The 12,801-nt window shown below is 69.5% G+C and carries 11 protein-coding genes and 1 rRNA gene; 8 read left to right on the top strand and 4 right to left on the bottom strand.

The features are described from left to right. The first annotated feature begins 40 nt into the window (after positions 1-40). The 3 genes from AB0K52_RS09085 to AB0K52_RS09075 all read left to right on the top strand — a co-directional run bounded on the left by AB0K52_RS09085 (position 41) and on the right by AB0K52_RS09075 (position 2,870). Entirely contained in the window at positions 41-895 is an 855-nt protein-coding gene (locus AB0K52_RS09085) for a RecB family exonuclease (RefSeq protein ID WP_363528450.1), read from the top strand. A 65-nt stretch (positions 896-960) separates the two neighbouring features. After that, positions 961-2,196: a sensor histidine kinase gene (locus tag AB0K52_RS09080; protein WP_363528447.1), complete on the top strand. Its 1,236-nt coding sequence runs from the start codon at positions 961-963 to the stop codon at positions 2,194-2,196. Beyond that, positions 2,193-2,870, top strand: coding sequence for a response regulator transcription factor (locus tag AB0K52_RS09075; protein WP_363528444.1), 678 nt, complete (start codon positions 2,193-2,195; stop codon positions 2,868-2,870). Before AB0K52_RS09080 ends, AB0K52_RS09075 begins: the two co-directional genes overlap by 4 nt. Before the next feature lie 101 nt (positions 2,871-2,971). Here the strand turns inward: AB0K52_RS09075 and AB0K52_RS09070 are convergent, their stop codons facing one another. Further along, positions 2,972-3,127, bottom strand: a complete 156-nt coding sequence (locus tag AB0K52_RS09070) for a hypothetical protein (protein ID WP_363528442.1) — start codon at positions 3,125-3,127, stop codon at positions 2,972-2,974. 30 nt (positions 3,128-3,157) lie between these two features. Between AB0K52_RS09070 and AB0K52_RS09065 the strand changes: the two genes are divergently transcribed. From AB0K52_RS09065 to AB0K52_RS09050, 4 genes are all read left to right on the top strand, one after another. Continuing rightward, positions 3,158-3,934, top strand: coding sequence for an ABC transporter ATP-binding protein (locus tag AB0K52_RS09065; RefSeq protein WP_363528439.1), 777 nt, complete (start codon positions 3,158-3,160; stop codon positions 3,932-3,934). A gap of 2 nt (positions 3,935-3,936) precedes the next feature. Beyond that, entirely contained in the window at positions 3,937-6,489 is a 2,553-nt protein-coding gene (locus AB0K52_RS09060) for an FtsX-like permease family protein (protein WP_363528436.1), read from the top strand. Between the two features lie 227 nt (positions 6,490-6,716). Then, positions 6,717-7,517, top strand: coding sequence for an ABC transporter ATP-binding protein (locus AB0K52_RS09055; RefSeq protein WP_363528433.1), 801 nt, complete (start codon positions 6,717-6,719; stop codon positions 7,515-7,517). 4 nt (positions 7,518-7,521) lie between these two features. Then, positions 7,522-10,068, top strand: coding sequence for an FtsX-like permease family protein (locus tag AB0K52_RS09050; protein WP_363528430.1), 2,547 nt, complete (start codon positions 7,522-7,524; stop codon positions 10,066-10,068). Between the two features lie 67 nt (positions 10,069-10,135). Here the strand turns inward: AB0K52_RS09050 and AB0K52_RS09045 are convergent, their stop codons facing one another. Together AB0K52_RS09045 and AB0K52_RS09040 are read right to left on the bottom strand one after the other, a co-directional pair. After that, entirely contained in the window at positions 10,136-11,560 is a 1,425-nt protein-coding gene (locus AB0K52_RS09045) for a sugar porter family MFS transporter (protein ID WP_363528428.1), read from the bottom strand. 141 nt (positions 11,561-11,701) lie between these two features. Next, positions 11,702-12,226, bottom strand: coding sequence for a carboxymuconolactone decarboxylase family protein (locus AB0K52_RS09040; protein ID WP_363528425.1), 525 nt, complete (start codon positions 12,224-12,226; stop codon positions 11,702-11,704). 111 nt (positions 12,227-12,337) lie between these two features. On the opposite strand from AB0K52_RS09040, the gene AB0K52_RS09035 reads away from it, so the two are divergent. Next, the gene (locus tag AB0K52_RS09035) at positions 12,338-12,487 is read left to right on the top strand and encodes a hypothetical protein (protein ID WP_363528422.1); all 150 of its coding nucleotides are present in this window, start codon (positions 12,338-12,340) and stop codon (positions 12,485-12,487) included. A gap of 56 nt (positions 12,488-12,543) precedes the next feature. Here AB0K52_RS09035 and rrf read toward each other — a convergent pair. Next, positions 12,544-12,660: ribosomal RNA gene (rrf, locus tag AB0K52_RS09030) — 5S ribosomal RNA — on the bottom strand. Between the last annotated feature and the right edge of the window lie 141 nt (positions 12,661-12,801).

Genomic DNA, 12,801 nt, shown 5'->3' with positions numbered 1-12,801 from the left:
GCGCGCGGGGGATGTCGGCGGCCCGTCCTATGCTCGGGGCATGCCAGCGACCCGTCCGACCCAGCTCTCCCCTTCGCGCGCCGGGGATTTCAAGCAGTGCCCGCTGCTGTATCGGTTCCGGGCGGTGGACCGGCTGCCGGAGCCGCCGTCGAAGGCGCAGGTGCAGGGCACGCTCGTGCATTCCGTGCTCGAGCGCCTCTACGAGCTGGACGCGGGCCGGCGCACCCCGCGGCAGGCGCTGGCGATGATCGAGCCGGAGTGGGCGAAGCTGCAGACCTCGGGCGAGTACGCGGAGCTGTTCGAGGGGCTCGAGGACGAGTCGGCGTGGCTGCGGAACGTGCGGCGCCTGGTCGAGACGTACTTCGCGATGGAGGACCCGCAGCGGCTCCAGCCCCACCGCACCGAGTGCCTGGTGACGACGACGCTCGACGACGGCACCTCGCTCAAGGGGTTCATCGACCGGGCCGACGTCAACCCCGAGGGCCTCGTGCGGCTCGTGGACTACAAGACCGGGAAGCGCCCGCCGGACCGCTTCGCGGACAAGGCGCTGTTCCAGATGAAGTTCTACGCCCTGGCGTGGTGGCGCACGCGGGGGACGGTGCCGACCCTGCTGCGGCTCATGTACCTGGGGGACGGGCAGATGCTCGACTACTCCCCCACGCAGCGCGAGCTGGAGGGGTTCGAGAAGACCGTCAAGGCATTGTGGGCGGTGATGCGCGAGGCGATCGCCACCGGCGACTTCCGGCCGCAGAAGTCGAAGCTGTGCGGCTGGTGCGCGCACCAGGCGCTGTGCCCGGAGTTCGGCGGCGAGCCGCCCGCGTACCCGCTGCCGACGGTCCTGCCGGGCCTGGCGATGCCGGTGGCGGAGCCGCCGCAGGAGACGCCTCCTACCTGAGGCGTAGTCACGGATCATTCTCGCGTTCGATGAAACGGGCGTGATGGGCGGATACGGTGTAGAGCGTGCATGCCGCCTCCACTTTCACACGCCTGCGGCGCCGGCTCCATCAGCGGCCGCTCCTCGCCGACTCGCTCCTGGCGGTCGCCTCCGCCGGCGGTTACCTGGGCTTCTACGCGGTCTCGGCGGCCGTCTCGGACGCAGTGACGCTCACCTGGGGCCAGGCCGGGCTCATGGCGATCCCGTTCGCGTCGATCGCCTTGCGGCGCACCTGGTTGTGGGGCGGCATCGTCCTGTCGCTCCTCGTCATGGCCGCCGCGTTCTTCATCGGCCCGCTCGAGGACATGGCGATGGACTCGGGGATCGGCATGTTCATCCTGACCTACACCGCCGCCGCCTACCGGCCCCTGCCCCGGGCGCTGGTGGCCGCCGCCGCGATCTGGGTGCCGGTGGCGCTGTTCATCCAGTCGGCCGCGTTCAGAGGCGGCGACCACGTGACCAGCCTGCTGCTGACGATGCTCAACTGCGCGCTGGCGGCGACCGTCTTCTGGATCGGCTGGGTCATCCGCAACCGCCGGGAGCACGTCGTCGAGCTCTCCGACCGGGCCCGGTTCGCCGAGGAGCGGCAGGAGGCGCTGGCGGCGCAAGCGGTCGCGGACGAGCAGCGGCGCATCGCCCGGGAGCTGCACGACGTGGTGGCGCACCACATCTCGGTCATCGGCGTCATGTCCGAAGGGGCCAAGCGGGTCCTGCGGACGGACCCCGACGCGGCCGAGGAGGCGCTCGCCACGGTGAACCAGACCGCGCGCACCGCGCTGCGGGAGATGCGGGACATCCTGACCGTGCTGCGCCAGAGCCGGGACGAAGCCGGCGCCGCCGACCTCGAGCCGCAGCCTACAGTGGACTCACTGCGGGCGCTCGTGGCGCAGACCAAGGACGCCGGTCTGCCGGTGCGCTACACCGTCCGCGGCGAGGAGTACCCGCTGCCGACCGGCGTGAGCCTGGCGGTCTACCGCATCGTCCAGGAGGCGCTGACGAACACCATCAAGCACGCCGGGCCGCAGGCCCGGGCCGGTGTCGTCGTCGACTACGGCGAAGCCGAGTTCCGGATCTCCGTGGGCGACTCGGGGCACGGCGCCCCCGTCGTCTCGGGCTTCTCCGGCGGCCACGGCCTCATCGGCATGCGCGAGCGGGCCACGCTGTACGGCGGCACCCTCGAAGCCGGGCCCCGGCCCGGCGGCGGCTACCTCGTCGAGGCCCGCTTCCCCAAGAACGCCCACCTCCAGGGAGTCGCACGTTGAACGACCGGCCGATCCGCCTCCTGCTGGCCGACGACCAGCAGCTGCTGCGCGCGGGATTCAAGATGGTCCTCGGCGCCGAGACCGACATCGACATCGTCGCCGAGGCCGGCGACGGGGTCGAGGCCTTCGACCTCACCCGGCGGCTGGTCCCCGACGTCGTCCTCATGGACATCCGCATGCCCCGCCGCGACGGCGTGGCGGCGACGGCCGACATCGTGCGGGCCAACCTGCCCAGCCGCGTCCTGGTGCTGACCACCTTCGACCTCGACGAGTACGTCGTCGGGGCGCTGCGGGCCGGCGCCGCCGGCTTCCTCACCAAGGACGCGCCCGCCGCCGACCTGGTCGAGGCCATCCGCACCGTCCACCGCGGCGGCGCGGTCGTCGCCCCGCACATCCTCTCGACCCTCCTGGGGCGCTTCGCCGAGCACCGCGGGGGCGACGGCGACGCCGATCCCGCCATCCTCGACGCCCTGACCGCCCGCGAGCGCGAAGTGCTGCTGCTTCTGGCGAAAGGCCTCACCAACGCCGAGATCGCCGAGGCGCTCACCGTCGGCGAGACCACCGTCAAGACCCACGTCGGCCACCTGCTCACCAAGCTCGGCGTCCGCGACCGCGTCCAGGCCGTCGTCCTCGCCTACGAGAGCGGCCTGGTCAAGCCCGGCAGCACCGGCTGACCCCAGACGAACGTCACACCCCGGTACCACCGTCTACGCCGTGAGGCGGAGACGAAGACCGTTCTCAAAGCGGATGCGCGCGCCCCGGCCGTCCAATATCGTCAGTACATGGCCCAGCGCACCACGACGCCAAATGACATCATGTATGATGTCACAATCAGGCGCGTCGACGTCATCCGTTCGATGTCGGCCTGACGCAACGACTTCGCGGGCGACGTCTCGCGGACCAGGAAACCCGACACCGAATCCCTCGGCACACCGACACCTTCACCGAAAGCGAGAGCGTCGTGTCCACCGCATCACCCGTCAAGACCACCGCCGTATCAGCCGAAGGCCTCTGGAAGGCCTACGGGCACGGCGAAGCCCAGGTCGTCGCCCTCCGCGACGTCTCCGTCCAGTTCGAATCCGGCGCCTTCACCGCCATCATGGGCCCCTCGGGCTCGGGCAAGTCCACCCTCATGCACTGCCTCGCCGGACTCGACACCACCGACCGCGGCACCGTCTACATCGGCGACACCACCGTCACGGGCCTGAACGACAAGGCGCTCACCAAACTGCGCCGCGACAAGATCGGCTTCATCTTCCAGCAGTTCAACCTGCTGCCGACCCTGACGGCCGAAGAGAACATCACGCTGCCCGCGGCCATCGCCGGGGCCAAGGCGGACCCGGCCTGGATCAACCAGATCATCAAGACCCTCGACCTCGCCGATCGCCTCTCCCACAAGCCCACCCAGCTCTCGGGCGGCCAGCAGCAGCGCGTCGCCTGCGCCCGCGCGCTCGCCTCGCGGCCCGACGTGGTCTTCGCCGACGAGCCCACCGGCAACCTCGACACCCGCTCGGGCGCCGAAGTGCTCCGCTTCCTGCGCACCAGCGTCGACGACTTCGGGCAGACCATCGTCATGGTCACCCACGACCCGTCCGCCGCCGCTTACGCCGACCGCGTGGTCTTCCTCGCCGACGGCCAGATCGTCGAGGACATGGCCGAACCCACCGCCGACAAGGTCATCGACAAGATGAAGCACTTCGAAGAGCTCGTCGCCGCCGCCCAGGAAGAGACCGCCTAGCCATGCTGCGCGCCACCCTCAAGGGCATGGCGAGCCGCAAAGCCCGCCTCGTCCTCACCAGCCTCGCCGTCGTCCTCGGCACGATGTTCGTCGCCGCAGCGATGGTCCTCACCGCCACGATGGAGAAGTCCGTCTCCGGCGTCATCGCCGACGCCTACACCGGCGTCGACGCCGTCGTCACCCGCGACACCGAAGGCGGCGGCATGGGCGGCCCCGGCAACCCCGCCGCGATGGCGATCCCCGCCGCCATCCTCGAGCAGGTACGGGCCACCCCCGGCGTCGACCACGCCGATGGCGCCGTCGAAGGCCAGGTCAAAGCCCTCGGCGACGACGGCAAGCTCGTCGGCACCTTCGCACCCACCATCGGCCTCAACTGGGCCTCGAGCGAGGGCCAGGGCGACTACATCGAACTGCGCGACGGCCGCGGCCCCGAAGCCGACGGCGAAGTCGCCGTCTCGGCCAAGTTCGCCGCCGACTCCGGCTTCACCGTCGGCGACACCGTCACCGTCTACTCCGACACGGTCAACCTCGAAGACGCCGTCGCCTACGAGATCGTCGGCGTCTACGGCCTCTCCGGCGACCGCGACTCGCTCGCCGGCGAAACCCAGATCGCCTTCAGCACCGCCGACGCCCAGCGCCTCATGACCGGCGGCGAGGACGTCTACACCTCCGTGTACGTCTACGGCGACGACGTCGACACCGACGCCATCGCCAGCGCGGTCGGCAGCGACTTCAAAGTCCAGACCGGCGAAGAGGCCTCCGAGGCCGCCGCACAGGGCTTCGCCGTCGTCTCCGACTTCATGGGCTACATCTTCCTCGGCTTCGGCCTGGTCGCCGTGTTCGTGTCGATCTTCCTGATCATCAACACCTTCACGATCATCGTCGCCCAGCGCCAGCGCGAACTCGCGCTGCTGCGCGCCATCGGCGCCGGACGCGGCCAAGTGGTCCGCTCGGTCCTCACCGAAGCGCTCCTCATCGGCACCGGCGCCTCGGTCATCGGCTTCGGGCTCGGCCTGGTCCTCGGCTGGGGCCTGTCCGAAGTGGTCAGCGCGACCATGATGGGCGGCCTGCCGGTGCAGCTGCTCATCCCCGCGACCACCCTCTGGGCGCTGGCCGTCGGCATCGGCGTCACCGTCCTCTCGGCGCTCCTGCCCGCGGTCAAGGCCTCCAGCGTCCCGCCGGTGGCCGCGATGCGCGACGCGGTCAACCCGCCGAAGCCGTTGCGGGGCATCACCATCGCCGGAGCGATCGTGTTCGCCGTCGGCGCGGGGCTGCTCGCGCTCGGGCTCACGGACAACCTCGGCGACGAAGCGCTCACCGGGATCCTCGTGGGCGTCGGCATCGCGTTCGTGGGCGTCACCATGCTCACGCCGATCCTGTCGCGGCCGCTCGTGGCGCTACTCGGCGCGGTCATGTCGTGGACGTTCTCGGGCCGGCTCGGCAAGCTCAACGCCGGTCGCAACCCGCGCCGCACCGCGATCACCGCCTCGGCGCTCATGATCGCCGTCGCACTCATCACCGGCATCGCCACACTCGTCTCGAGCATCAAGTCGACCACCTCCGAAGCACTCGACCTGAACCTCAACTCGGACCTCATCGTCTCCGGGGCGCAGGGCGGGGCGAGCATCCCGTCGTTCTCTCCCGAACGGGTCGAGGAGATCCGGGCCCTGCCCGAGGTCGACGAGGTCGGCGACGTGTACGCGGACTTCTTCAACACCAAGGTCAACGGCGAGGAGGCCGCGCTGTCGTCCAGTTCGGACCTGCAGGCGGCGCTCGCGGTCTTCGGCGGCACCGTCGCCGACGGCTCGGTCGAGAACCTCGCGCCCGACGCGGTCGTGGTCGACGAGGGCACCGCGGAGGACCGGGACGTGGCCGTGGGCGACACGGTCGACGTGACGTTCTCCGACGGCACCACCGAGACGCTGCGCATCGCCGCGGTCCTCGAGGGCTACGACCTCACCAACGGCTGGTGGGTCGCCCCCGAGCAGGTCGAGCACTTCATGATCAAGAAGCCGATCCAGGCGTACATCCAGGTCGCCGAAGGCGCCGACGTGGCCTCGGTCAAGGACGAGGTCGACACGATCCTCAAGGCCGAGCCCGAAGTCGGCGTCACCAACAACGCCGAGTTCGTCGAGCAGCAGACCGGCGGCCTCGACACGATCCTCGCGGCCGTGCAGATCCTGCTCGCGCTGGCGATGATCATCGCGGTCATCGGCGTGGTGAACACGCTGGTCCTGTCGGTCCTGGAACGCACCCGCGAGCTCGGGCTGCTGCGGGCGGTCGGCATGACCCGCGGGCAGGTCCGGCGCATGATCACCGTCGAGAGCGTCATCATCTGCGTGTTCGGCGCGGTCCTGGGCATCGCGGTCGGCATCGGCCTGGGCTGGACCGTGCAGCAGGCGCTCGAGGAGGAGGGCCTGACCAACTTCGCCCTCCCGTGGGGCCTGATCGTCACCTACCTGGTCGCGGCCGTGGCCGTGGGCCTGCTCGCGGCTATCGCGCCGGCGGCGCGCGCGGCGAAGCTCAACGTGCTGGGCGCCATCGCCTACGAATAGCTCTCCACCGGAAACCAGGTGAGGGGCGGCGTTGTCAGGCGCCGCCCCTCCCGTCTGCCCTGAAGGCCGAGCCGCGGGTCCGCCGCGGCTCGGCCTTTCGGCCGATACGGGCTCCGGGGCTCCTGCTCGGGGAGGACGGAACTCCGGCCCGCGGACCGAAGCGTCCGGAAGCGTCGCTCAATAGCCTTGTGGCAAAAGGAAAGACACCCGATCAGAAAGGCGCTTCCGTGCCACTCAGCACTCCCCACGCCCCCCAGGGCCTCGAGCGCACGCAGACCCGCGCCGCCGTCACCGCGACCGGCTTGTGGCGCGCGTACGGCACCGGCGAGGCCCAGGTCGTGGCCTTGCGTGACGTGTCCGTGTCGTTCGCCTCCGGCCAGTTCACCGCCATCATGGGCCCCTCGGGCTCGGGCAAGTCCACGCTCATGCACTGCCTCGCCGGGCTCGACACCGCCGACCGCGGCAGCGTCGACATCGGCGGCACGGTCATCACGGGCCTGAACGACAAGGCGCTCACCAAACTGCGCCGCGACAAGATCGGCTTCATCTTCCAGCAGTTCAACCTGCTGCCGACTTTGACGGCCGAGGAGAACATCCTGCTCCCGGCCTCGATCGCGGGGGCGAAAGCCGACCCGGCGTGGATCAGCCAGATCATCCGCACCCTCGACCTCCAGGAACGCTTGTCGCACAAGCCGACCGAGCTCTCCGGCGGCCAGCAGCAGCGCGTCGCCTGCGCCCGCGCCCTCGCCACCCGACCCGAGGTCGTCTTCGCCGACGAGCCCACCGGCAACCTCGACACCCGCTCCAGCGGCGAGGTCCTGCGGTTCCTGCGCAAGTCCGTCGACGACTTCGGGCAGACCATCGTCATGGTCACCCACGACCCGTCCGCCGCCGCCTACGCCGACCGCGTCGTGTTCCTCGCCGACGGCCAGATCGTCCGCGACCTCGACCGGCCCACCGCAGACGCCGTCATCGACACCATGCGCGGCTTCGAGAACCGCGTTCCCCTCGCCGGAGAGGCCGCCTGACCCGATGCTCCGCGCCACACTCAAGGGCATGGCGGCCCGCAAAGCCCGCCTCGCCCTGACCAGCATCGCCATCGTGCTCGGCTCGGCGTTCATCGCCGCCGCGCTGGTCCTCACCGCCTCCATCCAGACCACCGTCGACGACCTGAACGGCGAGTCCTACGCCGGCGCCGACGTCCTCGTCCGCCCCCTCGAACCCGAGACCCGCGGCGACCGCCTCGTCCGCGAAGGCGTCACCGGCGAGACCCTCGCCGCCATCGAGGCCGCCGAAGGCGTCGGCGAGGTCACCACGACCGTGTCCTGGATGGTCAACGCCATCGGCGACAACGGCAAGATCGTCGGCGGCCTCTCCCCCACGATCGCCACCAACTGGGGCGACGAGTCCACCGACCGCGAACTGCGCGAAGGCCGCGCACCCGAGACCGACGACGAAGTCGCCGTCTCGGCGAAGTTCGCCGCCGACTCCGGCTTCACCGTCGGCGACACCGTCACCGCCTACTCGGAGTCCGTCGAGAACACCGAGTACGCGATCGTCGGCGTCTACGGGTACCCAGGAGGCCGCGACTCCATCGGCGGCACCACCGAACTCGCGTTCACCACACCCGAAGCGCAGCGACTGGTCTTCGGCGGCGAGGACGCCTACTCGATGGTGGCCGTCGACGCCGCCGAAGGCGTCAGCACGAGCGAGCTCCTCGCGACCCTCGAATCCGTGGTCGGCGCCGAATCCGAAGCGCTCACCTGGAAGGCCTACAACGCCGAGGTCAACGCCGAGACCGCCGAGGCCACCGGCCTCATCGGGAAGTTCCTCCTCGGCTTCGGCCTCGTCGCCGTGTTCGTCTCGGTCTTCCTCATCGCCAACACCTTCTCCATCGTCATCGCCGGACGCCTCAAGGAGATCGCGATGATGCGCGCCATCGGCGCGGGCAGGGCCCAGGTCGTCCGCTCGGTCCTCGCCGAAGCGCTGCTGCTCGGCACCGTCGCCAGCGTCATCGGCACCGCCCTGGGGATCGCAGGCGGCGGCGTGCTGACCTCCGTGGTGGCCAACATGATCCTCGACGCCGGCCAGTCGAGCCTGACGGTCCCGCCCACGGCCGTGCTCGCCGCACTCGCCGTCGGCATCGGCGTCACCGTCCTGTCGGCCCTGGTCCCGGCCGTGCGGGCCTCGAAGATCCCGCCGGTCGAAGCGATGCGCGAAGCCGTCAAGGCCGACAAGCCCATCACGGCCCTCACCGTCACCGGCGGCATCGTCACGGCCGCCGGGGCCGCCGCACTGGCCTTGGGCCTCACCGAGAGCCTCGGGGGCGACACCGCCGACCTGACCGCCGCCGCCGTCGGCGCCGGACTGGTCTTCGTCGGCGTCACCCTCCTCACCGCCTGGCTTTCCAAGCCGCTCGTCAACGCGCTCGGCCTGCTGTGGGCGTGGAGCTTCGCCGGCCGGCTCGGCCGGCGCAACGCCGGCCGCAACCCGCGGCGCACCGCCGTCACCGCCGCGGCGCTCATGATCGGCGTGACCCTCGTGACCGCCACCGCGACCCTGCTCACCAGCGTCAAAGCGAGCATCAGCCACTACTTCGAGGACAACGTCAAGGCCGAGCTGTTCGTGTCCGGCCCGATCACCGCGGCAGTCGCGCCGACCTTCGACCCGGCGCTCATGGACGAGATCCGCGCCGTCGACGGCGTCGAGTCCGCCGTCGAGCTGTACTACGACCCCAGCGACATCAACGGCACCGAGCAGCGCGTCTACGCCACCAGCGATCTGGAGGCCGGTATCGCGCTCTACGGCGGCGCCTTCCTCGAAGGCGGGACGACCGAACTCGCCGACGACGAGATCGCCGTCAACGAGACCTCGGCCGAAACGCTCGGCGTCGGCCTCGGCGACACCGTCACCGCGACCTTCAGCCGCGGCGACGCACCGCACGAGTTCACGATCGCCGCGATCCTCGAGGACAACGAGAGCACCGACGGCTGGTACCTCGCCACGGCCTACACCGACGAGTTCTACACGACCAGGCCGACCTCGGCCCTGGTCGACGTAGCCGACGACGCCGACACCGAGGCCGTCGCCGACGACGTGGACGCCATCCTCGCCGACGAACCGGCGGTGAGCGTCCAGAACCACGAGGAGTTCGCGGCGCAGACCACCGTGCTCTACGACTTCGCGATCCTCGCGATCCAGCTGCTGCTCGGACTGGCGATGATCGTGGCCGTCATCGGCGTGGTCAACACGCTGATCCTGTCGGTCCTCGAACGCACCCGGGAGCTCGGGATGCTCCGCGCGATCGGCCTCACGCGCGGCCAGACCACGCGCATGGTCACCGTCGAGAGCGTCACCATCGCCCTCTTCGGCGCCGTCCTCGGCATCGGCACGGGCATCGGCCTGGGCTGGGCGCTCCAGGTCGCGCTGGCCGACACCGGCGTCGACGTCTTCGCGGTCCCGGTCGGCCTGGTCTTCGGCTACCTCGCCGCGGCCGTCCTCGTCGGGCTCCTCGCCGCGATCGCCCCGGCGGTGAGGGCCTCGAAGGTCAACATCCTCAGCGCCATCTCTTACGAATAGCTCTCCACCGCAAGGAAACCGATGAGGGCCGCCCCCACCGGGGGCGGCCCTCGCCCTCGGTACCCCGTCAGTCGGCCGTGCGGACGGGACCCCCCTCCAGGGACTCCATGTCCTCCAGCTCGACTCCCTTGGTCTCCTTGATCATCCTGCCGACGAAGAAGAACGAGATCAGCGCGAACGCCGCGTACAGGCCGTACGCCAGGAACAGGCCGGTCTGCGCGAGCTCGGGGAACGTGACCGTGATGAGCCAGTTGCTGATCCACTGCGCGGCCGCGGCCACGCCGAGCGCCGAGGCGCGGATCCGGTTGGGGAACATCTCCCCCAGCAGCACCCACACGACCGGGCCCCAGGTGAACGCGAACCCGAACACGAACACGTTCGCCGCGATCAGAGCGACCACGCCCTGCACATCGCCGAGGATCGGGTTGTTCTCCGCGTCGACGTCGGCCGTCGCGAAGATGACCGCCATCGTGCCGAGCGCGATGAACATGGTCATCGAACCCCACATCAGCAGCTTCTTGCGGCCCACCCGGTCAACCAGGTAGATCGCGAGGATCGTGCCCGCGATGTTCACGATCGAGTTGATGACGCTCGTCAAGAACGCGTCGTTCTCGCTGAACCCGACCGACTGCCACAGCGACGTCGAGTAGTAGAAGATGACGTTGATGCCCACGAACTGCTGGAACATCGACAGGAAGATGCCGACCCACACGATCGGCAGCAGGCCCGCCCGCGGGCCGCGCACATCCGAGATCCGCGGCGGCCGGTCGCTGTGCAGCGACTGCTGGATCTCCACGATCTTGGTGTCGACATCCCCGCCGACGTACTTCGCGAGGATCGTCTTGGCCTTGTCAAGCTGCTGCTTCGCCACGAGGTACCGCGGCGATTCGGGAATCTGCAGCGAGCACATGAAGTACACGAACGCCGGCACGGACGCGGCCGCGAACATCCACCGCCACGCCGTCCCGCCCCAGGGGACCTCACCGCTCGCCCCGCCCGCCGACGCCTGAATCGCGTAGTTCACCAGCAGCGCACCGAAGATGCCGAGCACGATCGCGAACTGCTGCAGCGAACCCAGCCGCCCGCGCAGATGCGCCGGCGCGATCTCGGCGATGTACGCGGGCGCGATGACGCTCGCCGCACCGATCGCCAGGCCGCCGCACACGCGCCAGACCGTCAAGTCCACCGGCCCGGTCGCCAGGGCGCTCCCCAGCGAGGTGACGAAGAAGACGACCGCCGCGAGCATCATGACCCGCGGCCGCCCGAGCTTGTTCGCCAACGACCCCGCGAACCAGGCGCCGACCGCGCAACCGAGCAGCGCCGACGACACGACCACACCGGTCTCGACCGAACCGATCCCCCACTGAACCTCGAGCGCGCCGGTCGTCCCGTTGATCACGGCCGTGTCGTACCCGAACAGGAACCCGCCGAGCGCTGCGGCAATGGAAACGAACACCGCCGAAGCAGTGGCTCCCTGGGTCTCGCCGCGCATCAGACCTTCATCGTCCGCCGCCATCACTCACTCCCGCTGCCGACTCGGAACCCGTACCACACGTTCCGAAATCCTAAGCCGCATATCACCCGAAGATCACCAATCCCCGCAATCAGTCGACTTACCCGGCAGGAGTATCGGTCAATCGGAAAGGCCCTCGTCGATCTGCACATCCAGTGCCCGCAGCACCCGCGCGAGGGCGATGTACGTCGCCCCGGTGACCGTGAGCTCGGTCTGCTCGGCCGGACTGAAGCAGGCGTCGAGCGCCGCATCGTCTCGAGCCGCGCCGGCCCCCAAATGCTCGGCGTACGCGAGTACCGCCCGCTGCGGCGCGCTGAAGCAGTCCGCTTCGCGCCAGCGTCCGAGCGCCGCCAGATGCTCCGCATCCAGCCCCGCCTCCGCCGCCATCGGCAGATGGTGCGCCAGTTCGTACGCCGACCCCTCGAGCTGTGCGATCCGGCAGATCATCAACTCGCGCAGCTCTCGCGACACCCCGGCGTCGAACCGCAGCGCATGGATGAGGTCGAGCATCGGCGCCAGCAGCGCCGGCGCGTGCGCGAGTGCCCTGTGCAGGTTGAGCGGGTCCCGCCCGGCGGCCGCCAGGCGCCGCGAGGCTGACGCGGGCAGCGCTGTGCCAGGAAGACGTGAAACTGAAGATCTGTCCACTACTGTGACCTAACTAACTTGTGATGCCTACTACGTCTGATCCAGCGATGTGGGACAATACCTGAAGGGCATGTATACCCCAACCGACGAGCCTGCAACGGAGGAGGCCCCGTGAGCACATTTTTCAGCGTCGTAGGCGCGATCGGCATCGCGATCGCCCTGGTGACCATCTCGCTACTGACATTCCTGGTAACAGGAGCGATCTTCGGGATCGGAGTCGGCGTGGCGAAAGTGAGAGACGCGCTCTCGACTTCTTCTTGATCAGCGCATACGAAAAGGCCCCCACCTGACGGTGGGGGCCTTTCCTATAAGTAAATGTTTGGCGGTGTCCTGCTCTCCCACACCCTCTCGAGTGCAGTACCATCGGCGCTGGAAGCCGTAACGACCGGGTTCGGAATGGGACCGGGTGTGTCACTTCCGCTCTCACCACCAAACAAACCATTGAGATCCAACAGTCCGTTCAGCGATCAAGCCAGGCCACACGCTCGCGTGCGGCCGGCGATCGAGCCAACCGTGTTGCCTCAGAATCGCATAGTGTGCGTGAGCTTTTCGTTTCCATCACAACCAGTGTGTTG

Origin of the sequence: Glycomyces sp. NPDC049804, assembly GCF_040674615.1 — a bacterium.
Classification (GTDB): domain Bacteria; phylum Actinomycetota; class Actinomycetes; order Mycobacteriales; family Micromonosporaceae; genus Glycomyces; species Glycomyces niveus.
Note: the sequence above shows the minus strand (reverse complement) of the source record. Positions and strands in the feature narration are given on the sequence as shown.